19 protein-coding genes and 1 tRNA gene are annotated in these 22,297 nt (G+C 65.5%); 12 read left to right on the plus strand and 8 right to left on the minus strand.

The features are described 5' to 3' along the window. Nucleotides 1-15 precede the first annotated feature (15 nt). Nucleotides 16-3,645 (plus strand): transcription-repair coupling factor, encoded by a 3,630-nt coding sequence (mfd, locus tag CXY77_RS12865; protein ID WP_092340653.1) that lies wholly within the window; start codon nt 16-18, stop codon nt 3,643-3,645. 185 nt (nt 3,646-3,830) lie between these two features. Here mfd and nhaA read toward each other — a convergent pair whose 3' ends face one another. Further along, a complete protein-coding gene (gene nhaA, locus CXY77_RS12870; protein ID WP_104089337.1) occupies nt 3,831-5,198 on the minus strand; it encodes a Na+/H+ antiporter NhaA in 1,368 nt (455 codons plus the stop codon). Between the two features lie 147 nt (nt 5,199-5,345). Between nhaA and CXY77_RS12875 the strand changes: the two genes are divergently transcribed. Continuing rightward, nucleotides 5,346-6,098: a MazG family protein gene (locus tag CXY77_RS12875; RefSeq protein ID WP_104130299.1), complete on the plus strand. Its 753-nt coding sequence runs from the start codon at nt 5,346-5,348 to the stop codon at nt 6,096-6,098. A 3-nt stretch (nt 6,099-6,101) separates the two neighbouring features. On the opposite strand, the gene CXY77_RS12880 is transcribed toward CXY77_RS12875, so the two are convergent. Together CXY77_RS12880 and CXY77_RS12885 are read right to left on the minus strand one after the other, a co-directional pair. Continuing rightward, a complete protein-coding gene (locus CXY77_RS12880) occupies nt 6,102-7,184 on the minus strand; it encodes an ABC transporter permease (RefSeq protein ID WP_174776433.1) in 1,083 nt (360 codons plus the stop codon). Continuing rightward, complete coding sequence (locus CXY77_RS12885) at nt 7,181-8,188, minus strand: ABC transporter ATP-binding protein (protein WP_174776432.1); 1,008 nt, start codon at nt 8,186-8,188, stop codon at nt 7,181-7,183. The genes CXY77_RS12880 and CXY77_RS12885 overlap by 4 nt, the downstream gene beginning before the upstream one ends. Nucleotides 8,189-8,283: 95 nt before the next feature. Here CXY77_RS12885 and hisS point away from each other — a divergent pair, with 95 nt between their 5' ends. The 7 genes from hisS to CXY77_RS12920 all read left to right on the plus strand — a co-directional run bounded on the left by hisS (nt 8,284) and on the right by CXY77_RS12920 (nt 15,085). Then, entirely contained in the window at nt 8,284-9,537 is a 1,254-nt protein-coding gene (gene hisS, locus CXY77_RS12890) for a histidine--tRNA ligase (protein ID WP_104130190.1), read from the plus strand. Nucleotides 9,538-9,653: 116 nt separating this feature from the next. After that, the gene (gene eno / locus CXY77_RS12895) at nt 9,654-10,934 is read left to right on the plus strand and encodes a phosphopyruvate hydratase (protein WP_104130191.1); all 1,281 of its coding nucleotides are present in this window, start codon (nt 9,654-9,656) and stop codon (nt 10,932-10,934) included. 120 nt (nt 10,935-11,054) lie between these two features. Then, complete coding sequence (locus tag CXY77_RS12900) at nt 11,055-11,558, plus strand: septum formation initiator family protein (RefSeq protein ID WP_233197390.1); 504 nt, start codon at nt 11,055-11,057, stop codon at nt 11,556-11,558. Then, the gene (locus CXY77_RS12905) at nt 11,555-12,097 is read left to right on the plus strand and encodes a DUF501 domain-containing protein (RefSeq protein ID WP_104130192.1); all 543 of its coding nucleotides are present in this window, start codon (nt 11,555-11,557) and stop codon (nt 12,095-12,097) included. Before CXY77_RS12900 ends, CXY77_RS12905 begins: the two co-directional genes overlap by 4 nt. After that, nucleotides 12,094-13,410 (plus strand): S8 family serine peptidase, encoded by a 1,317-nt coding sequence (locus tag CXY77_RS12910; RefSeq protein ID WP_092340659.1) that lies wholly within the window; start codon nt 12,094-12,096, stop codon nt 13,408-13,410. The genes CXY77_RS12905 and CXY77_RS12910 overlap by 4 nt, the downstream gene beginning before the upstream one ends. 22 nt (nt 13,411-13,432) lie before the next feature. After that, a complete protein-coding gene (locus tag CXY77_RS12915) occupies nt 13,433-14,935 on the plus strand; it encodes an NAD(P)/FAD-dependent oxidoreductase (RefSeq protein ID WP_092340660.1) in 1,503 nt (500 codons plus the stop codon). Nucleotides 14,936-15,008: 73 nt separating this feature from the next. Further along, nucleotides 15,009-15,085 (plus strand) — tRNA-Leu (locus CXY77_RS12920). 35 nt (nt 15,086-15,120) lie between these two features. Here the strand turns inward: CXY77_RS12920 and CXY77_RS21125 are convergent. From CXY77_RS21125 to CXY77_RS12945, 5 genes are all read right to left on the minus strand, one after another. Continuing rightward, the gene (locus CXY77_RS21125; RefSeq protein ID WP_369831306.1) at nt 15,121-15,639 is read right to left on the minus strand and encodes a tyrosine-type recombinase/integrase; all 519 of its coding nucleotides are present in this window, start codon (nt 15,637-15,639) and stop codon (nt 15,121-15,123) included. A gap of 343 nt (nt 15,640-15,982) precedes the next feature. Then, a complete protein-coding gene (locus CXY77_RS12930; RefSeq protein WP_104130193.1) occupies nt 15,983-16,822 on the minus strand; it encodes a DUF6671 family protein in 840 nt (279 codons plus the stop codon). Beyond that, complete coding sequence (locus CXY77_RS12935; RefSeq protein WP_233197391.1) at nt 16,819-17,136, minus strand: transcriptional regulator; 318 nt, start codon at nt 17,134-17,136, stop codon at nt 16,819-16,821. The genes CXY77_RS12930 and CXY77_RS12935 overlap by 4 nt, the downstream gene beginning before the upstream one ends. After that, the gene (locus CXY77_RS12940) at nt 17,133-19,571 is read right to left on the minus strand and encodes a putative inorganic carbon transporter subunit DabA (protein WP_158252831.1); all 2,439 of its coding nucleotides are present in this window, start codon (nt 19,569-19,571) and stop codon (nt 17,133-17,135) included. The genes CXY77_RS12935 and CXY77_RS12940 overlap by 4 nt, the downstream gene beginning before the upstream one ends. Next, a complete protein-coding gene (locus CXY77_RS12945) occupies nt 19,568-21,022 on the minus strand; it encodes a proton-conducting transporter membrane subunit (RefSeq protein WP_092340664.1) in 1,455 nt (484 codons plus the stop codon). Before CXY77_RS12945 ends, CXY77_RS12940 begins: the two co-directional genes overlap by 4 nt. 106 nt (nt 21,023-21,128) lie before the next feature. Between CXY77_RS12945 and CXY77_RS12950 the strand changes: the two genes are divergently transcribed. The 3 genes from CXY77_RS12950 to CXY77_RS12960 all read left to right on the plus strand — a co-directional run bounded on the left by CXY77_RS12950 (nt 21,129) and on the right by CXY77_RS12960 (nt 22,124). Then, nucleotides 21,129-21,452, plus strand: coding sequence for a helix-turn-helix domain-containing protein (locus CXY77_RS12950; RefSeq protein ID WP_104130195.1), 324 nt, complete (start codon nt 21,129-21,131; stop codon nt 21,450-21,452). A gap of 107 nt (nt 21,453-21,559) precedes the next feature. Beyond that, entirely contained in the window at nt 21,560-21,790 is a 231-nt protein-coding gene (locus tag CXY77_RS12955; RefSeq protein WP_104130196.1) for a ribbon-helix-helix domain-containing protein, read from the plus strand. Beyond that, entirely contained in the window at nt 21,777-22,124 is a 348-nt protein-coding gene (locus CXY77_RS12960; RefSeq protein ID WP_104130197.1) for a type II toxin-antitoxin system PemK/MazF family toxin, read from the plus strand. Before CXY77_RS12955 ends, CXY77_RS12960 begins: the two co-directional genes overlap by 14 nt. Nucleotides 22,125-22,297 lie beyond the last annotated feature (173 nt).

A 22,297-nucleotide genomic window follows, 5' to 3' on the forward strand; every position in this document is an offset into this window, starting at 1 on the left:
GCGTAGACTCGTTCAGTGATCCTTCAGGGCTTAATCGCAGCGCTCGCGCGCGCCTCCACGTTCGATAACGCCCTCGCCTATGCCAGCCGGGACGCTGATTTCTCCCTGACCGGGGGCCTGCGTGCCCCGTTGCTGGCCGCGCTGCTCGACCTGCGCCGGGACGACGCTCAGGCCCTGTTCGTCATCACCGCGACCGGCCGCGAATCCGAGGCGCTGCGCGAGAACCTCGGCTGCTTCGCCACGAGCGCTGAAATCATTGACTTTCCGGCCTGGGAAACCCTGCCGCACGAACGGCTCAGTCCGAGCGCCGAGATCGTCGGCAAGCGCCTGCACGCGCTCCGCCGCATGCGCGAGTGGCAGGAGCAAGACGCGAGCGAGCGGCATCCGCTTATCGTCGTCGCCTCGGTGCGGGCCGCGCTGCAGCCGGTCGCCGACAACCTCACCGACTACGAACCGATCGAGCTCACGGTCGGCGGGCGCGGGCACGACCTCGCGGCGATCGTGCTGCAACTGGTCAACGTTGCCTACGCCCGGGTCGACATGGTCACCCGGCGTGGCGAGTTCGCCGTGCGCGGCGGCATCCTCGACGTATTCCCGCCGGTCGCCTCGCACCCCTACCGGGTGGAGTTCTTCGGCGACGAGGTCGAGCAGATTCGGCTGTTCAGTGTTGCCGACCAGCGTTCGCTGCCCGAGCCGGTCGAGTCGGTCAGCCTGCCGCCGAGCCGGGAACTGCTGCTGAGCCCCGCCGTGCGGCAGCGTGCCCGGGAAATGCAGCACGAGTTTCCGAGCCTGGCCGGACTGCTGGCCAAGATCGCCGAGGGAATCCCGGTCGAGGGCATGGAAAGCCTCGCTCCCGCCCTGGTCGACCGGCTGGTGCCGGTCACCCACTACCTGCCGACCAACGCCGCCGTCGCCGTGATCTCGCCGGAACGGGTCGCGAGCCGGGCCATCAGCCTTGCCGAAACCAACCGCGAATTCCTCGGCGCAGCGTGGAGTGCCGCCACGGCCGGTGCCGACGCCCCGATCGACCTCGAATCCGGTGATTTTCTCACCCTCGGGCGCCTGCGCGACAGCGTGAAGTACTCGGCGCCGGGGGTGCCCGCGACCGGTCACAGCTGGTGGACCCTGAGCACTTTTCAGGCCGCGCCGACCGATGCGCCCGTCTTGCCCGAACACCTCGAGATGGACGCACTGCTCACGATTCGTATCGAAGCGGATGCCGTCCCTACCTTCGCCGGCAGCGTCGACGGCGCCGTCGGGCACGTCGCAAGCCGGCTGCACGACGGTTGGGTCGTCGGCATCGTCGCCCAGGGAACCGGCCTCGTGGAACGAGCGGCGCAGGTGCTCGCGGAGCGTGAACTGCCGGTGCGCGTCGTGGACGTGTGGCCGCTGGAGCCGGAACCGGGTATCGCCTACCTGCTGAAAGCATCCGTCGATCACGGTTTCGAACTGCCGCAGAGCAAGCTCGCGCTGATCAGCGAGAGCGAGTTCTACGGTCGCACGGTCGGATATGACGCGCGTCAGATCAAGAAGCTCGCCAGTCGCCGCAAGAATGTCGTCGACCCGCTGCAGCTGGTGGCTGGCGACCACGTGGTGCACCAGACGCACGGTATCGGCCGTTTTCTCGAACTGACCCAACGTGAGGTGTCCAGTGGTGGCCGCAACCCGGTCAAGACCACTCGGGAATACCTCGTGCTGGAATACGCGCCATCGAAGCGCGGGCACGCCGGCGACCGGCTCTATGTGCCGACCGACCAACTCGACTTGGTCACGCGCTACGTCGGCGGTGAAGCGCCGACCCTGAGCAAGATGGGCGGCAGCGACTGGTCGAGTGCCAAGACCAAGGCGCGCAAAGCGGTGCGCGATATCGCCGTGGAGCTGGTCAAACTGTATTCGGCGCGCATGGCCAGCAAGGGGCACGCGTTCGGGCCGGACACTCCGTGGCAGCGTGAGCTCGAAGAGGCCTTTCCGTTCGTGGAGACGCCCGACCAGCTCACCACGATCGATGAGGTCAAGGCCGATATGGAACGGCCCATTCCGATGGACCGGCTGCTCAGCGGTGACGTCGGTTTCGGCAAGACCGAGGTGGCCATTCGCGCCGCGTTCAAGGCCGTGCAGGACGGCAAGCAGGTGGCCATGCTCGTGCCGACCACCCTGCTGGTCAGCCAGCACATGGAAACGTTCAAGGAACGCTTTGCCGGGTTCCCCATTCACCTGCGGGCCCTGTCGCGGTTTCAGACCGACAAGGAGTCCCGGGAGACGATCGCCGGCATGCTCGACGGCACCGTCGATGTCGTCATCGGCACGCACCGGCTGTTGTCGCCGTCGATCATCTTCAAAGATCTCGGCCTGGTCATCATCGACGAGGAGCAGCGGTTCGGCGTCGAACACAAGGACGCCCTGAAGAAGCTCAAGACCAACGTCGACATTCTTGCGATGAGTGCGACGCCCATCCCGCGGTCCCTCGAGATGGCGGTCACCGGCATCCGCGAGATGTCGACCCTGGCGACTCCGCCCGAAGATCGACACCCCATTTTGACCTTTGTGGGGCCGTACTCGCAGCGGCAGGTGGCCGCAGCCATCCGTCGTGAGCTGCTGCGCGAGGGCCAGATCTTCTTCGTGCACAACCGGGTCACCAGCATCAACCGCATCGCCGCGCAGATTGCCGAACTCGTGCCGGAGGCACGCATCGCGGTGGCACACGGACAGCTGCCCGAGGCACAGCTCGAACAGGTGGTCGGTGATTTCTGGGAGCGCAAGTTCGACATCCTGGTCTGCACCACGATCATCGAGACCGGCCTCGACATCAACAACGCCAACACCATCATCATCGACCGCGCCGACAAGTTCGGGCTGAGCCAGCTGCACCAGCTGCGCGGTCGGGTCGGTCGCGGGCGCGAACGGGCCTACGCCTACTTTCTCTACGACGAGAACAAGCCACTGTCGGAGACCGCGCACGACCGGCTCGCCACCATTGCGGCGAACAACGAGCTCGGCGCCGGTATGCAGGTTGCCCTGAAAGACCTCGAGATTCGCGGGGCCGGCAACCTGCTTGGCGGCGAGCAGGCCGGCCACATCGCGGGCGTCGGTTTCGACCTGTACCTGCGCATGATCGGTGAGGCCGTTAGTACCTTCCGCGGTGATGTCGCCGAGGGGCAGACCGAGCTGCGGCTGGAGCTGCCGGTGGACGCGCATATTCCGCACGACTTCGTCGACAGTGAGCGGTTGCGGCTGGAGGCCTACCAGAAGCTTTCCAGCGCAAGCTCGCCCACCGCGACCGACGACCAGATCGACCTCGTGCTCGACGAGCTGACCGACCGTTACGGCGAACCGCCGGTGCCGGTGCAGAACCTCGTCGCCGTCTCTCGGCTGCGCTGGCAGGCCCAGCAGGCCAACCTCAGCGAGGTCGTCGCCATGGGGTCGAACCTGCGTGTGGCACCGGCGGACCTGGCCGACTCGATCCAGGTGCGATTACAGCGGATGTATCCCGGCTCGCGTTACGTCTCCTCAACGGGGGCGCTCAGCGTGCCGATGCCGCGGCCGAACGGCGAGCCGCTCGATGACAACGCCCTGATCGAGTGGACGAAGACGCTGCTCGCCGCGATCTTTCCGCCGCCCGTGCCGGCAGTTGCGGGGCCGGCCTAACTTCAGGGGCTTCCCGCGGTGCGCGGGTGTTGTGCCGGTGCGCGCGAGGCGCACCTCCCGCGCACTGGCGCAGGTCCCGCGCCTCGCGTGGCGCGGCAGTTCTGGCCAGACCGGAACTCCCGCGCACTGGCGCAGGTCCCGCGCGGCCGACTCGAGTGGTGCTTGGCAACGGAACGTGTCGGTTGCTATCGGGCTTCTTCCGACTGGTAGACATCCGGAATGCCATCGTTGTCGCTGTCGATGGCTTCCTTCTCGGCGATCCGCCCGTAGTGGCGGTTACGCGAACGCAGGATCGCCGTGGCCAGCAAGGCGGCCAGGAGCGAACCGACCAGAATGGCGACCTTGGCGTGGTCGTCGTGCGGGCTGCCCTGGCCGAAAGCCAGTTCGCTGATCAGTAGCGACACGGTGAAGCCGACGCCGGCCAGCAGGGAGACCCCGATGACGTCGATCCAGGCCAGGTCGGGGTCGAGTGACGCCTTGGTGGTCTTGGTCACGATGAAGGTCGCGAGCAATACCCCGATGGGCTTACCCACGACGAGTGCAACGACGATGCCGATCGCGACCGGGTCGGTGAGTGCCCGATACAGGCCGTCGGCGCCGCCGATGGTGACGCCGGCCGAGAAGAAGGCGAATACGGGAATCGCGAATCCGCTGGAGAGCGGGCGAATGCGATGTTCCAAAGTTTCGGCCAGGCCGGGCCCGGCGTCGGGCCCACCGCCACGCTTGCTGCGCAGTACCGGCACGGCGAAGCCCAGCAGCACCCCGGCTACGGTCGCGTGCACGCCGGAACCGTGCACGAGCGCCCAGACGATGAAACCGAGAGGCAGAAGTAGCGTCCACGCCGCCCAAGCCCGCGTTCCGAAGAAGTAGGAGAACTTGTGGGTCAACACCCAGAACAGGGCCAGCGGCACGATCGCGAGCAGCAGCAGCGGAACATTCATGTCGGTCGTGTAGAAGAAGGCGATGATCGCGATGGCGAGCAGGTCGTCGACCACGGCGAGGGTCAGCAGAAAGATGCGCAGGGCCGGCGGGAGCTTTGAGCCGATCACGGCGAGCACGGCGAGAGCGAAGGCGATGTCGGTCGCGGTAGGGATCGCCCAGCCGCGCAGCGTCTCAGCTCCGGTTTCGAGGTTGATCAGCACGTAGATCACCGCGGGGATGATTACTCCACCCACGGCGGCAGCCACCGGCACGATGGCGCGGTTGACGCTGCGCAAGTCACCCGCAACGAATTCGCGTTTGAGCTCGAGCCCGGCGAGGAAGAAGAAGATCGCGAGGAATCCGTCAGCCGCCCAGGCGCCGAGGCTCAGCTCGAGGTGCCAAGGTGCGTAGCCGATCTTGTAGTCGCGAAAGGCATAGTAGGCGTCGGAGAATCCGGAGTTGGCCATGATGAGCGCGGCCACGGTGGCGGCGAGCAGAATGGCTCCGCCGACGGTTTCTTTGCGCAGGATACCGGAGATGCGCACAAACTCGTTGTGGCTGCCGCGGCGCAGAATGATCGCGGTTGACGGTGCAGATTTCGGGGGCGTAGGCAGATTGGATGGTTCGGTCATAAGAATTCCTCTGGTGTTTCGAGCGCGCACAAGCAACTGCCGACCAGACTTCCCGGCTCACCGTGCACCAGAATACACGACGTACCTGAGCGACCCTCTGGCAGCAGGCCCGCCTACGATTGAAACGACGATCCAGGAGTGCTGACCATGACGAACCCGCTGTTTTCCTCCGCCCCCGCACCGAAGCACGAGGTGCCGACGAGCTCGCTCGACACGCTCATCGCGACCGTCGCGCGGCTGCGCGCTCCCGGCGGATGCCCGTGGGACGCCGACCAGACGCACGCCTCGCTCGTGCGCCACCTGGTCGAGGAGACCCATGAACTGATCGAGGCGATCGAGGTCGGCAGTCGTGACGATCTGCTCGAAGAACTCGGTGATGTGCTCTACCAGGTGCTCTTTCACGCCGACCTGGCCGCGCACACGCCCGAGGAGGACTTCGATATTCAGGAAGTCGCTGCCCGGCTGACCGAGAAGATGGTCGGGCGGCACCCGCACGTGTTCGGTGATGTCACGCTGGAGACGGCGGAGGAGGTCTCGGCCGCCTGGGACGGTTTCAAGGCCGAGGAGAAGCCGGGGCGCACGAGCGTGCTCGACGGTATTCCGACCGGCATGCCGGCGCTGGCGCTCGCCGACAAGGTGCTCGGTCGGGCCGAGAAGATCGGCCTGCTCGATGCTGACGAGGGCTTCCCTCTTCCGATCGAGTCCGAGGCCGACCTCGGGCCGCTGCTGTTGGCCATTGTGGCGTCGGCTCGCTCTCAGGGCCTCGACGCGGAGCGTGCCCTGCGCGCCGCCGTGCGCGATCTGCAGGTGGAGATCCGCGGAGCGGAAGCCCCCACAGCTTCAGGCAACGCGGCCGATGACGACGCCTTCGACGCCGGAATCATCGCCTTCCCTTCCTGACATCTAGGCGATACGACTTCCGGTGGGGAGGTGCGTCGCGGGGGTGCGAGTGCGACGCCAAGCCCAGGTCAGGGCGCCCGCGCCGAGCAGCAGGTGAATGGTGAGGCCGATGAACCAGCTCGGCACCGCGCCGTCGTAGGTCTCCTGTGCGGTCGGTCCCTGCCCGTAGGCCTGGACGGAGCCGTTGGCAGCCTCGTCGCATCCGTTGTACTCGGTATACAACTCCGGCGCGGTCTGGGCTCCGCGAACGCCGACGGCAATCTGCCCGAACAGGTCGGTCGGGGAGCCGTTCTCATCGAAGCTGCCGGGCGCGGCATCCGCTACGACAACGTAGGGGTTCGCCGCGAGAATCCACCAGTAGTAGTCGAACCGCGGCACCGGGTAGGTCGAGGTCTGCGCGGTGGAGCAGACGATGTCGGACTGCTTGCCGGTTTGCTCGTCGTAGGTCGACGACACCACCTGGTAGTTCACACTCGTCGCGTCCTGCTGCGTGGCGGTACCGAGCAGGGCGAAGGCGATAAGCGTGCCGAGGCTGAGTGCCGCGACCACGAGATAGGTCAGCACGATCGAGAACAGCGGCCGGGTCAGGATGCCCGACAGCCCAACGCCGACCGCAGCGATGACCCCGAGCTCGGCGGCGAGCACGAGTACGGAGACGCTGATCGTGCCGAGGGAGACCTCGCCGAGAACGACCGCGAAGATGAGAAACGGTAGTGTCGCCGCGAGAAAGGCGAGCGCTGTGATCCAGGCGGCCAGAAACTTGCCGAGCACGAGCTGCCCCGTGCTGATCAGCGTGACCTGCGTGGTGGCGAGGGTGCCGGCATCCCGATCGCCGTTGATCGCATTGCCAGACAGCGCCGGCGAGACCAGCGTGCCGAGCAGCAGCACGAAGAAGATGATGGTCGAGAACACGCCGCCACCGCCGGACAGCCAGGCGGAGGTGGCCAGCCAGAGCAGAAAAGTGACGATCCCCACGAGCAGCATGAAGATGCCGAGCAGTACGTACCAGGAGACGCCGCGCACCCGTTGGCGCAGTTCCAGGGTGACGATCAGCCAGAGTCCGGTCAGGAACACGCGCTTGTTCATGGGGTTACCTCCGGGTTGACGACGATCGAACTGTGTCGTGCCGGTCTCTCCCGGGTGAGGTCGAGAAAGGTGTGTTCGAGGTTGCCGACGGCCGGGCCGAAATCGCAGACCGGAACCCCGCTCAGCACGAGGTTGTGCAGCAGGGCCGCGGCCGAGGCTTCGTTCTCGACCTGCACGAGGGTTCCGAGCTGGTCAACGCCGAGAACCTGCACGAGCGCACCGACCACGCCGGGGGTTGCCAGCGCACGTTCCAAGGCTGCTTCATCGAGTGAGCGGATGCGCCAGGCCCTGGCGCTCGCGCCGGCCGCGGCCACCTGCTCCGGGCTCGCTGTGCGGCCGTCGGACAGGTACACCGCGGCATCCGCCATCTCGTCGAGCTCGGCGAGAACGTGACTGGACACGAGGATGGCGGCGCCCTCACCGGCCAAGCGTCTCAGCAGCTGGCGCAGCGCGGCGCGGGCTGCCGGGTCGAGGCCGGAGGCCGGCTCGTCGAGCAGCAGTACGCCGGGGGAGTGCACGAGCGCCCTGGCCAGGCTCAGTCGTTGCTTCTGGCCCCGCGACAACACCCGCGAGGGTCGGTCGGCGAAGTCCGTGAGGTCGGTCAGAAGGATCAACTCGTCGGCGCGCACGGCGGCCTGCTCGCGGGTCATGCGGTACATGCGCCCGGTGGTCTGCAGGGCCGCGCGGGCGGAGAGGCTCGGCCAGGAGCCGAGGGTGTCTGGCATCCAGCCCATCAGGGCGCGCACGCGCTCCGGTTCGGTGACCGGGTCGTGACCGTTGATGCGAATGCTGCCCGCATCGGGTGTGAGCAGCGTGGCGAGCATGAGCAGCAGCGTGGTCTTGCCCGAGCCGTTCGGCCCGATCAGTGCCGTGACCGACCCGGCCGGTACCGTGAGGGTCGCATCGAGCAGCGCGAACACGCTGCCGAATGCCCGGCTCACCCCGGTCACCGCGATGCCGCTCGGCACGATCCCCTCCGAGCCGAAAATCGTCGTCGCTGACATAGCCACCACCCCCAGTTGTTTCCCCCGAGTCTAGGGGGGCTCCCGTTCGGGGCTGGGCGGTGAAACGCATCGACGGCACCTGAGAGAATTGCCCCATGGCTATTGCAGTGACCCCACCGCGCGGTATGCGCGATTTTCTCCCCGCCGACAAGGCCGTGCGTGAGCGTTCGCTCGGCATTATCCGCGACAGTTTTCGTGCTCACGGTTTCGATGAGATCGAAACTCCGGTCATGGAAGACGCCGCCCGCCTGCACTCGGGCCTGGGCGGCGACAACGAGAAGATCGCTTTCGCGGTGCTCAAGCGCGGTCTCAGCCCAGCGGATGTTGCCGCCGCGGCCGAGCAAAACGACCTCGCGTCCCTGGCCGACCTCGGCCTGCGCTTCGACCTGACGGTTCCGCTCGCCCGGTTCTATGCCACCCACCGTGCCGCGCTGCCCACCGTGTTCCGGTCGATTCAGATCGCTCCGGTCTGGCGAGCCGAACGCCCGCAAAAGGGGCGTTACCGCCAGTTCATGCAGTGCGACATCGACATCATCGGCGAAGCCGGCCAGCTCGCCGAGATCGAATTGATCACCGCGACGGCCGCAACGCTGGAAAAGCTCGGCCTCACCGGCTTCTGCATTCGAATCAATGACCGGCGCATCCTCTCCGCGCTGCTCGCCCACTGGAAAGTCGCGGCCGAGCTGACCGAGCGGGCGCTGATCGTGATCGACAAGCTCGACAAGATCGGTGTCGACGGCGTCTCCGCCGAACTGCAAGCCCTCGGCATCGACGCGCCCGACCTGGCCACGCTGCTCACCGAGCTCGGTACCGGCGGCTGGGCCCTCGGGGCAGGTGCGCCGGACTGGCTCGACCCGGCGGCCTTCGCCGACCTCGAAGCCCTTCGCGCTGCACTCCCCGGCGTCGACCTCGAGTTCGACCCCACCCTGGTGCGCGGCATGGGCTACTACACCGGCACCATCTTCGAAATCTCCCACCCGTCGCTTGGCTATTCCCTCGGCGGTGGCGGCCGGTACGACGGCATGATCGGTCGGTTCCTCGGCACCGACGTGCCAGCTTGCGGGTTCTCGATCGGCTTTGAACGCATCGTCGACCTGCTGCAAGCGGATGCCGCATCCGCTCTTAACGCGGTTGTGTTGGTGCACGAGAAGGACGCCGACCCGGTGAGTCTGGTCGCCCTCAAGCGCGACCTCGTTGCCGCAGGGCTGCGGGTGCGGCTGGAACGCCGCACCAAGAACCTCAAGGCCCTGCTCGATCGGGCCGGCGAGGCCGGCTACGGACGCTTCGCGTTTGTGACCGCTGACACCGTGACCAGCGACGATCTCGACTTCAAACCGCTCGGCGTCTGAGCGGACCGGCCGGCCCCTGCCGTTCAGCGGATCGGCTGACGGGTTTGGTTAGACTGAATCCGCGACACATCCGAGCGTCCACCCAGACGTTCACCCCGACAAATCAGGAGACAGTTGTGGCCCTAATTGAGGCAGTAGACGCACGCGAAATTCTCGACTCTCGTGGCAACCCGACCATCGAGGTCGAAGTTCTGCTCGGCGACGGAACAGTCAGCCGTGCTGCCGTGCCGTCCGGAGCGTCCACCGGCGTGTTCGAGGCCTACGAGCTGCGCGACGGCGACAAGGCCCGCTACCAGGGCAAGGGCGTGCTCAAAGCCGTCGAAGCCGTCATCGACGACCTCGGCCCCGCGGTCGAAGACATCGACGCGACCGACCAGCGCATTGTCGACCTCGTGCTTATCGAAGCCGACGGTACCGACAACAAGGAGCGTCTCGGCGCCAACGCCATCCTCGGCGTGAGCCTGGCCGTGGCCAAGGCCGCAGCGAGCTCGGCCGGGCTGCCGCTGTTCCGCTACCTCGGTGGCCCGAACGCGCACACCCTGCCCGTGCCGCTCATGAACATCATCAACGGCGGCTCGCACGCCGACAACGATGTCGACATCCAGGAATTCATGATCGTCCCGCTCGGAGCAGAGTCGTTCAGCGAGGCCCTGCGCTGGGGTGTTGAGACCTACCACTCGCTCAAGGCGCTGCTGCAGTCCAAGGGACTGTCCACCGGCCTCGGCGACGAGGGCGGCTTCGCTCCCAACCTGCCGAGCAACCGTGCTGCGCTCGACCTCATCGTCGAAGCCATCGAAAACGCCGGCTACGTTCCCGGCAAGGACATCGCCCTCGCGCTCGACGTGGCCGCGAGCGAGTTCTTCAAGGACGGCAGCTACAACTTCGAGGGCAAGAAGCTCTCGGCCGAAGAGATGAGCGCGTACTACGCCGAGCTTGTCACCGACTACCCGCTCGTCTCCCTCGAGGACCCGCTCGAAGAAGACGACTGGGACGGCTACGTGCACCTCACCGCATCGCTCGGCGACAAGGTGCAGATCGTCGGAGACGACCTGTTCGTCACCAACCCGGTGCGTCTGGCCAAGGGCCTTACGCTCAAGGCAGCGAACTCCATTCTGGTCAAGGTCAACCAGATCGGTACCCTGACCGAGACGATGGATGCCGTCTCCCTCGCCCAGCGCGCCGGTTACACGGCGATCATCTCGCACCGCTCTGGCGAGACCGAGGACACCTTCATCGCTGACCTCGCCGTCGCAACGGATGCCGGCCAGATCAAGACCGGTGCGCCGGCGCGCAGCGAGCGCGTCGCCAAGTACAACCAGCTGCTGCGCATCGAAGAAGAACTCGGCGAGGCCGCGGTCTACGCCGGTCGCACCGCGTTCCCCCGCTTCACCGCGTAACAGCGCCCCACAAGAAAGCACGGGAGCGGGCTCCCGACCACCGATTCGGCTGGTCGGGGGCCCACAGCTTTCACTTGGTACCATTTTCACCAGCACGTTCAGCCAGCGGAAGGAGTTGCCGTGGATCAGAAACGACCTGCCCAGAGCACGTCGGCAGCACGGCAACCCGCTGTTTCGGAAACCGAGACGCCCGCCGGCGGCTGGCTGCGCAGCATCCGCTTCTCCGGATTTTCCCTCGTGATGATGGTCGTACTGATTCTTGCCGTCGTGGTGCTCGCGCCGAGTCTGCGCACCTACGCCGAACAGCGGCAGCAAATCAGCCAGCTCAGTGCAGCTGTCGCCGACCAGAAAGCCGAGGTCGACCAGCTCACGAGCCAGCGGGAGCGCTGGAACGACCGCACCTATGTCACGACGCAGGCCCGAGAGCGGCTGTCGTACGTGCTGCCAGGAGACATCAGCTTTCTCGTCATCAACGATCTGCCGATCGTCGCTCCGCTCGAAGCGGATACGAGCCCGGTCAGCACCAATATTCAAAGCACCACAATTGATTGGCTGGGTTCCTTGTTCGCCTCCACCATGACGGCCGGCCTCGCTCCGCAAGCACCCGCACCGGTGGTGCCATGACCCGGCCGCCGTTCGACCCGTTCACTGCGGCCGATATCGATCTCGTTTCGGCGCAGCTCGGTCGCCCGGCCCGAAACGTGGTCGGCATCGCCGCTCGCTGTGTCTGCGGAGCGCCGACCGTGGTGGCCACGGCTCCCCGGCTGGCCGACGGCACCCCGTTTCCCACGCTGTACTACCTCTGCCATCCGGCCGCGACGGCGGCGATCTCTTCGCTCGAGGCCACCCAGGTCATGAACGAATACAACGACCTGCTCGCCGACGATGACGAGGTGCGGGCAGCTTACGAGCGCGCTCACGAAAGCTTTCTGTTCGACCGCGACCAGCTCGGCACCGTGCCGGAAATCGCCGGGATCTCCTCCGGCGGCATGCCGAACCGGGTCAAGTGCCTGCACGCCCTCGCCGCGCACTCCCTGGCCGCCGGGACCGGCGTGAACCCGATCGGCGACCTCGCGCTGGCGCGTGCGGCCTGGTCGCCCACGGTCTGTGTCTGCCTGGACTACACCGCGTTGGCCGCTGCTTCAGGGTCGGCTTCGGAGTGACCGCACGCTCTCGCCCTGTCACCACCGGTGTCGCGCTCGCCCTCGCCACAACGCTGTTCGCCGGCACTATCGCCGGCTCCGTCGTGGTCGACGCGCCCGCAGCCCACGCCGACCAGATTCGTGACCTGCAGTACTGGCTGAACGACTACGGGTTCACCGAAGCCTGGAACACCACGCGGGGCGCCGGCGTCACCGTCGCCGTCATCGACTCCGGGGTCAACGGCAGCGTTCCCGAGCTGAACGGCGTCGTGACCGGGGGAACGGATGTTTCCGGCCTCGGTTCCGCAAATGGCCAGACGCCGGTCGCCGGCGACGACGATGACGGAGAGCACGGCACTCTGGTGGCCTCGCTGCTGGCCGGTCGCGGAACCGGTGACGGCGCGGGCCTCATCGGGGTGGCGCCGGAAGCATCCATTCTGGCGGTGTCGGTCGGGTTCGGAAGCACCCGTTCCACGGTGAGTAACGATGACCAGATCGCGCAGGGCATCCGCTGGGCTGTCGACAACGGTGCTGATGTCATCAATATGTCGCTTACCCGCAACACGCTGTACTGGCCGGAAAGCTGGGACGACGCCTTTCTTTACGCGTTTGAGAACGATGTCGTCGTCGTTGCTGCGGCCGGCAACCGGGGGAGCGGTACCACCGAGGTCGGTGCTCCCGCGACTATTCCCGGTGTGCTCACTGTGGCCGGTGTTGACCGCAACAAGACGGCAAGTTTCGACGCGTCCTCGCAGGGAATCACTATCGCCATCGCCGCTCCGAGTGAGAAGTTGGTGGGTGTCATGCCGGACTCGTCGTACGTGCAGTGGGACGGAACCAGCGCGGCGGCGCCGATTGTGTCCGGGCTCGTTGCGCTGGTTCGAGCCGCGTATCCCAACCTTGACGCGGCGGGGGTCATGAACCGGGTGATCGCCACCGCGAACGCGAACGGGCAATCAGTGCCGAGCCCGATCTACGGCAATGGTCTGATCGATGCCGCAGCCGCGGTGACCCGATATGTCGCTCCGGCGACCGGGGCCACTCCGAGCGAGTTGCTGACGGAGTGGATCACCCTGCACCGTCGGGCCCAGATCGAGGTGGTTCCCACCGAGGAACCCGCCGCCGAGGCGCCCGCAGCCGTGGACGACGACCCGGCGCTACCGACCCAGAACGTGCTCACGGCCTGGCTTCCCAACCAACTGACATTGACCTATATTAGTCTGCCGCTCGCTGTACTCGTGGTGTTTGGTATCCTAGTAACGCTGTTGGGCATTGGGGCCACTCGGCAAATCAAGCGAATTCGGCGCAACCCCAAAGATTTCGCACAAACATAATCATGTAGGAGGCCTTCTCATCGTGCCCAAAATTCTCATTGTTGGTGGCGGCTACGCCGGTTTTTACACGGCGTGGAAGCTCGAGAAATGGCTACGATCCGGCGAAGCCGAGGTCACCATTGTTGACCCGCTGCCGTACATGACGTACCAGCCCTTCCTGCCGGAGGTGGCTGCCGGGTCTATCGAGCCGCGTCACGTGGTTGTGTCGCACCGTCGGCACCTCAAGAAGACCAATGTTGTCTCCGCCAAGGTTACGTACGTGAACCACGCCGAGAAGACGGCCACGATCACTCCGCCGATCGGCGAGCCGTACGAGTTCAAGTACGACATCGTCGTGGTCACGGCCGGTGCTGTGTCGCGCACCTTCCCGATCCCAGGTGTTGCCGACCAGGCCATCGGCCTGAAGACCGTCGAAGAAGCCGTCGCCATTCGCGACCGCGTGCTCACCAACTTCGACCGGGCCGCTGCCCTGCCGGCTGGCCCGGAACGCGAACGTCTGCTTACCTTCGTCGTGGTCGGTGGCGGTTTCGCTGGTATCGAGGTGTTCGCCGAGCTGCGCTCCTTCGCCACCTCGCTGCTTACCCTCTACCCGGAGATCAGCTTCGAAGAGACCAACTTTCATCTCATTGAAGCCATGGGTCGCATCATGCCCGAGGTTTCGCTCAAGACAAGCCTGTGGGTTATCGACAACCTGGCCGGTCGCGGTGCGCAGATTCACCTCGACACCCAGCTGACCAGCGCGGTCGACGGCAAGATCGAGCTCTCCACCGGAGAGACCTTCGAGACCGACCTCATCGTCTGGACGGCCGGAGTCATGGCCAACCCCACGATCGTGCGTCACACTGATCTGCCGATTGAAGAGCGTGGTCGTCTGCAGGTTCGTGCCGACCTGCGTGTTGGAACCGAAGACGACATCATCGCTGACGCCTGGGGTGCCGGCGACGTGAGTTGCGTTCCCGACCTGAGCGGTGGCGGTGTCGGCGGCAACTGCGTGCCCAACGCCCAGCACGCCGTGCGTCAAGGCAAGCTGCTCGCCAAGAACTTGGTCGCTGTGCTGCGCGGCGAAGAGCCCGTGCAGTACCTGCACAAGAACCTCGGTGCCGTGGCCGGTCTCGGCATTGGTGTCGGCGTGTTCCAGAGCGGTAACCTCGCCATCACCGGTCTGCCGGCCTGGTTCGCGCACCGCGGCTATCACGGCCTGGCCATGCCCAGCTGGGAGCGCAAACTGCGCGTCGTCTGGGGCTGGGTCAACAACGTGTTCCTCGGTCGCGATGTCGTGTCGCTCGGCGCCACCGAGAACCCGCGTGCTGTGTTCGAAGAGTTCGCGTCGCGTCCGAAGCCGCCGGCACCGGCTGCTGCTGCACCCGCAGCCAAGGCGCCGACGGCTCCGCGTGCGCCTCGTGCGCCGCGCAAGCCCACGGTCAAGGCTGCTGCAGCGGATGCCGCCGCTGGCGCCACGAAGGCACCCGCCGCGCAGGCGCCGGTTGCGGAGAAGGCGGCCGCTGAGGCATCCGCTTCGAAGTAGCTTTTCGGTAGGTGCTGCCGGGCGGTATTCGCGCTCGGCAGCACCTACGCTGTAACTGCCCGTCACCGGGTATGCCCCCATAGCCCAATTGGCAGAGGCAGACGACTTAAAATCGTCACAGTCTGGGTTCAAGTCCCAGTGGGGGCACCACGAGAATTTCTACTCTGATCTGGGATTTAACTTGGTCACCGGGGCCTCAGTACCCTGTTTGCCCACATTCCGCCCAGACTTGAAATCATTCGGGCCTGATCGAGGGCCACTGCGACGCTGTTCAGGTCGTCGTCGAAGAGCTCCGCGTACACGTCGAGGGTCATCGCGGCCGAGGCGTGGCCGAGCATCCGCTGCAGCGCTTTGACGTTCGCGCCGGCGGACACAGCCAAGCTCGCGGCGGTGTGCCGTAGATCGTGCGGCGTGACGCGCGGGAAAGTCGGATCGACCTCCCGGGCGCGTTTGAGGGCGTAGACCAGCCAGCCGTCCCGAGTTGACGGGGTGCGCTGGTGCGACAGCCCGTTGCCGAACAGGATCTGGTCGGGTGTCTTGTCGGCGCAAGCAGTGCCAGGCGGTCCGCCAGGAACGGCGGGAACGGAACCGTGCGTGCCTCGTGCGACTTGGGCGTGCCGAGGAGAATCTTGCCGCCGACCCGCACGGCGTTCTCCCGTACCGCCAGACGCCTGCGGGTGAGGTCCACGTCTCGCACCCGTAATCCGGTCACCTCACCCCAGCGTAGGCCGGTGTGGGCGAGGATTAGTATGACTGTTCCGTGCGTCGTCGCCGAGGTTGCGAGCAGGTCTACCTGTTCGTGTGAGAGATACGTGTGCGGTTTCTTCAACCGTAGGCTTCACCGAGCCTCAGATACCTCTCACCAACCGAGTTCAAGCAAGCCCGCTACGCGGCCCTCAACCGAGAGCCGCAATCCGCATAGGAACGGCAGTAAACCTGGGGCGATTCAGCGAGGGAAACAACGCCGTCGAGACCACTCGGGAAGGTGCCTCGGAATGAATCGAAATTCGTGGCGTCGTGGGGGTTGGCCTGGACGCGGGCGTCGGGTCAGGGGTTGCAGTAGTCACACCAGGTGGGGTCGGCGCGAGTGTTGTCGCGTGGGACTCTGGTTCGGTGGTCGCATTTGCCGCAGGCGTGGATGTCGGCGGCGATGACGCGGGTCGGGGAACCGCATTGGGAGCAGGGGAGGCCGTGTTCGACGTCGACTTGCCCGAACCCGGGGGTCTGACAGGTGGGGCATTCGGTGGCGAGACGTTGGGCCATTTGGGCGCAGAGGGTTCGGATGGTGTCTGCGCGGGAGGGTGCGTGGTGCGCCCGGTAGTCGGGTAGAACGATCACGGTGGACCCATTCTTGAGCATTGCTTGAACGGTCTGCTCAAGCTGGTCAAGGTCCGTGATGTTTTTGTGGGCGGTGGTTAGGGCAGCTTTCGTGCTTTGCACGATCACTCCTTGGGCGGGGAAGCCTAGCGCTTCACCGTAACGTCGGGCTTGGGGTGCCTCGGTGATGGTGCGGCCTCCGGGGATGGGGGAGGTGGTACGGGTGCCTTCAATGAGTTCCAGTCCGAGGTCGTCGTCGACGAACAGCAGAATCTCCATGTGCTCGACCGGCCCGAAGGTTGCGCTGAAGCTTCCCTCGGAGGCAAGACCGAGGGTACTGCTGGCCATTTGCATGCCGAGGCGAGCTTTTACGCGGGCGGCAGCTCTGGGGGTGAGGATGCGGGGGATATCGCCGGCGAAGGTTCCGAACTGGTCGGTGTCCAGTCCTTCGGGGGCGGTGACTGTCGCACCGAGAACGTCGCGGAATGCGTCGCGTGCGAGGTGTTCTTTGCCGTGCATGGTTGCGAAGGTGATGTGGCGGTCTTTGTAGTGCGTGGGGCGGAGAGTCATTGGAAGTACTCGGGGCGGGAGACGTAGGTGTCGGCTACGAACATGACTCCGCTGGAGGTGCTGAGCAGCTCGCGGATGGCGTCGATGAGCTCGCCGGCTTTGCCTGGGGGAAGGACGGTGATGAGCATGGTGAGGGTGTCGTATTCGTTGAACAGCAGGGCACCAGAGTGTTGGCCATGGTGGCCGATGCCAGACACCCCGGATACCGAGGTGTAGCCGGTGGCGCCGGCGGTGGTGATCAATTCGCGGATGGCGGAAGCGTCACGGGCGGGCACGATCACCTCCAGTCGAGTCATCTGAGTCAGGTTGTTCACAGTGAGGTCCCTTCCGTGGTCGAGTTTGTCGGTTTCCACCCGTAGGCGCCGTACTGGTGCCAGGGTTCGTGGGCGGTGCTGCGGGCGGTGAGGGTGATCCAGTCGTTGTCGAACAGGTTCCTCAGCACCTGGTTGCGGGAGATGATGACACCGATGCGCTCCAGGGGTGCCTCGATGATGACGGCCAACCGCATCGGCTCATGGAAGAGTGTTGTGCCGACCCCGACCGATTGCCAGGGCAGCCCGCGCCGGAGGTCCCCGGCCTGACCGGCGATCACTCCGATGGTGCCGATGGCGTTGTGAATGGTTTTCGTGCCCGCACCCAAGGTGTCGGGGTTGAGCGCGGAGAAGTAGTACTGGTGGTTGATCCACTGCGCGACCACAAGGGGGGCGGTCATGATTGTCTCCAGGGCGGTCCCGTCCGGGTCGAGGGAGGTGTCGTAGGAGTGCAGGAACACGCGCCGGCCGAGGTCGATCCCGCGGGTCAGGGTGCGGGAGCCGATGACCATAGCGGCGTTGCCGGCGAGCCCGAGCTCGGGGTACACCTCCGCCCAGTCATACGCCCGCGCCCGCACCCGTGCTGGGGACTGCCTCCTCGTCGCTCCCGGAAGATCTGCCGCGCGCTCGTTCAGGAGCGCTAGTCCAGCGTCGTAGTGCAGCTGATCAAACTGGCTAGTCAGGCCGCGGTGGGTGTCGGGGACGAGGTGATGGTCGAGCAGGGTGATGGTGTCGCGGGTGGTGTTGTGGTCGGCTGCGACGAAAACCGTGTCTTCCGGGATGTCGATTCCTCGCAGCATCAGCAGCGCCCGGACGGCCGGGTCGTTGAAGATTGTTGCGGCGGCGCGAGCGTTGGCAGCGCCAGGGTTTCCGCCACACGCGCCGCAGTCCAGGGCGGACTGGTAGAGGTTGTTGGCCGACTCGGAGGAATGTCCGGCCAACACCACCAGTGGTGCGAAATCGGTCATTCCCATCATCCTTACGGCGGTTTCGGCGATGCCGGCGCGTTCCTCGAGCGTGAAAGCGTCCGCGATCGTCACAGAACTATGCAGCGGAACTGAATGCCAGCGGTTCAGTCGTCGATGCAGTCTGGGTGCAAAGGTGCGTAGCATGCTGGTTGGACCGTAAAGCCAGCCGGCCGTTTCCGCGAACGCGAACGGGGTTGCGGTGCTGGAGTCAGCGTTGTGCACGGCCCGACGAAGCGCGTCCCGGGCACGACCGCGCGCCACATACTTCTCAGCGTGAACGGTGTCGGTCGGGTCCTCAGTGAGAGTGTGACGTGGCGTGAGCAGAGCGGGCAGCGAGTTGATGCTCCCGCGGGCGCTGTATCGGGCGAACCGGACGGGTACCCCGAAGAACCCGGCGAACCCGAACGTCTCCACCTCGTCCGTGATTTCTAGGTGACGTCGCATGCCTTCCGATCTGGGGTCGATGCACATCACCACCTGAAATGTGGGCCGCACTCCACGAGTCGAAGTCGCCGGGCTCAGGGACCGGATCAGGGTGGTGCGGTAGTGCAGTTCGTAGGCTTTCTGCCAGGTGAACGGGTGCTCAGTGATCGGGTGGTGGGCCAGCACGCGGGCAATGGCCGCCACGGCTTCACGCGTGGGTCGTTCACTGAGGCGCGCGGTGAGCTGTTCAGCCCGCTGCCAGAGCCCCGCCCGCTCATCGGCTACGCCAGCGGGCGACGGCAATGCTGCCACTGGGAGGGTGAGCACTGCTCGTAGGACGAACCGGCTGGCGAGGTAGGAGGTCAGGTCAATATCGCCGTGCTTCTCTGCCCGCCACTTGATGTAACCGACCCATCCTGGCTGGTGCTCCAGTTCTTGGGCGAGGGTACCCCGGATCAGTTCTGGGGCGATGGCGAGCCGGGCCAGCGCCCAGTCGAGGGCCGCGTCCGCCTGCACTGGTGCTTCCCGCAGGGTCCGTCGTGCGGCCCGAGGCAGACAGGGGTCCCGGAGGGCCAGGCGGCGCCAAGCCCCAAAGAACCCGTCTCCGATGTGAGGCATTGGCCACAGCGGATCCGGGGTCAGGCCCGCGGGCAACCATGCAGCCAGATACTCATCAAGCCACCGCGTCGAGCGCGAAGGTGCGGACGGTGTCGGGATCGGACCCCACGAGGCGGTGGTCATGTCGAGGACGGCGACTCGAACGGCGGGGACCGTCTGCCCGTCCACGCTGAACGTGGCGGAGGAAAGTTCCGGGATTCGTTCGCTGATTGCTTGGGCAAGGTCGGCATCGGTAATGCGGCCCTTCCTCAGATCCTCCAAATAGTCGTGCTGATCGCGGGTCAGCGCAACCCCAGCCGCGGTGACAGTGTGGAAAGGGTTGGCCTCGTGGCCGGCCAAGGGGTTCACGGCGATGAACGACTCCACCGGCCACCCGGACACGATGTTCCGGGCGGCAGACGCGATCTGCGCGCGAAGAATCAAACTCATGACACAACTCTCTGAACACTCGGCGGGCGGGATACGGTCGTCGTCACAGCGCGGGCATAGACGAGATTGCGGAAACCGGTGAGGCACTGGGTGCTGGCAAGCAGTTGCACGCCCAGCAGACTGAGCCCCGGAAGTAGCAGCAGCCATGCGGGGGCAGCAGTGATGGAGAAGACCGGCTGTAAGGCAGCGGTGAAAGTGTGGAGGAACGCGACGTAGCCGACCAGGAGGAGCACTGTCGCGCCGACACCGGACACGAAGGTGCGGAGCGTGAAGTGTGTGATCAGGGCGGAAGCCAGGGCGACGGAGGCGGTCAGGGAGACGAAGCCGAGCAAGCCGATCGTTGCCGCTGAGGCTGTGGGCGCCAGGACCAGTTTTGCGGCCAGCAGCGTGCCGCCGGGCACGAGGACACCCACCGCTACCGCGATGCCGTAACTGACACGGGTGCGAGGTTTCGGGTCAGGTAGGTCGCGGCTGACGGTGTGTTGGGTGATGCCCGCGCCGGCTCCCAAGAACAGTGCGGACTTGAAGAGGGAGTGAGCGATCAGGTGGAAGATCGCGGCGGCGAACAGCCCGAGGCCGCAGGCCATGATCATGAATCCCATCTGCCCCATCGTCGAAAACACCAACCGACCCTTCACGTCCGCACGCACCAACCGCACCGCAGCAGCGTAGGTGAGTGTTGTCGCTCCCACCAGAAAAACGATCGTCATGACCGAGGCGTGCAGAGCAATGGCGGGAGCGAACCGGAACAACAGGATCGCGCCTGCGTTGACGACACCGGCGTGCATCAGGGCGGACACAGGAGTGGGTGCCGCCAAAGTGAACGGCAACCAGCCGTGAAAAGGGATCTGGCTGGAGCGTGCGAACGCACCTGTCGCCAGCAGCCCGGCCACGATCACCTGCACCGGCACCGGCAGGCCCGTGACCACAGCACCCAGCCGGGCCCAGGACAGGTCCCCGCCACCCGCCACCAGCAGCACCACCACCGCGGACACGAACGCGGCATCGGCGAGGATGAACCTCACCGCGGTGGCCCGCTTCCCGCGCCGAGCCTGAGCCAGCGGAAAATACGTTCCCAGCAGCAGTACCAACGCCGCTCCCGCGCCGATCCACCCGACTGCAAATACCGCGACGGAGCCTGCACACACCATCAGAACGGTGAACCCTGTCAACAAGGCGGAGGCGGCCACAAACCAGAGCTGGCGTGAGTCGCCTCGAAGGTAGCGGATCGCGAAGCTCTGGATCAGGGCGCTGAGGCCTAGCACCAACGCCGATAACACCACCGCCAGGCCATCCACCTGCAGCGTCGACCGCTGGATCCCCACGCGCAGAGAGCCCGAGGAGAAGATGACCGGAATGGCAACGACCGTGACCAAAAATCCGACCCCCATGACCACCGCTACGAGACGTGCGACCACCTCCGCCGGCTGGTTCAGTTGGTTGCCGTTCATACCCGCCCTTCATAACACGTAACATAAAACACGATAAATATAACACGTGTTGTGGATCGGAAATCAGCAATGGGGAAAAGCGGGTCCCGTGGGGGACAATAATTTGATGACGCACTGGACGTTTCTGACCAATCACGCGCACGTGCTGCTGTGTGTGGCCGATAACCCGAACGTTCGGCTGCGGGACGTGGCAGTGCAGGTCGGCATCACCGAGCGGGCAGCGCAACGCATTGTCACCGAGTTGGAAGAGGCTGGCTACCTGGAGCGGGAGCGAGACGGGCGGCGCAACCTCTACCGCCTGAACACGGCGATGCCGCTACGGCACCCGCTGGACCGCGACCACCGCATCGGGGAACTGCTTGCCACCTTCGCCAACCCCACGAGCCGAGAGGTCGATGTCGATGGTCCCCCTCGATCTGAAACCCCGTGATATGCAGACCGCGGTCACGACCACTCGATAGTCGCTCGACGACCCACCCAGCGACAGCAGCCGACACTACCTACCCCACTGTGGCAGCACTGCGGCAGTATTTGGGTATGAAACTCAGCGTCAGTCTGCCCGACGAGGATGTGGCCGTCCTTGATGAATTTGCTCGCACCGCCGGGCTGTCCTCGAGATCTGCCGCTGTGCATCATGCGGTGAGTATGCTGCGCCTTCCCGAACTGAAGCAGGGTTACGGAGCCGCCTGGAACGAGTGGGAGGCCTCGGGGGACCAAGCCGCGTGGAGCGTGACCTCCACTGACGGGATCGCCGATGCTGCGCGGTGAGATCCGGCTCGTGGATCTCGATCCTGTGCGAGGAAGCGAGGCCAACAAACGACGTCCGGCAGTGATCGTCAGCAACGATCGCGCGAACTCGATCGCGGCGCGGCTTGGCCGCGGAGTGGTCACCGTCGTGCCTGTCACCAGCAACACTGACTGGATCTTCCCTTTTCAAGCTCTACGGCCCGCCGGCACGACCGGGCTGCCTCAGGACTCCAAGGCCCAGGCCGAGCAGGTCCGCTCGATCGCCGTCGATCGACTGGGCGCGATCCTCTGGCACGCCCCTGCAGAGGTCATGGCGCGCCTTGACGACGCATTGCGTCTTCACTTGCAGCTATAGAGAAACTGCCCTCCACGGCGAGATCCACTCCCGGACGTTGGGGTGTCCGTTGACCGTTCGGCTTACGGTCGGTGGTGGGTGGTGGCATTCTTCAACTCTGGCTATCCATAGACAAATTCGAGGATGATCGTTTGGGGGAACGGATGAGTGTGAATTGCTTGTATTTCAGGTTT

Origin of the sequence: Cryobacterium sp. N21, from assembly GCF_002929575.1 — a bacterium.
GTDB classification, from domain to species: Bacteria; Actinomycetota; Actinomycetes; order Actinomycetales; family Microbacteriaceae; genus Cryobacterium; species Cryobacterium flavum.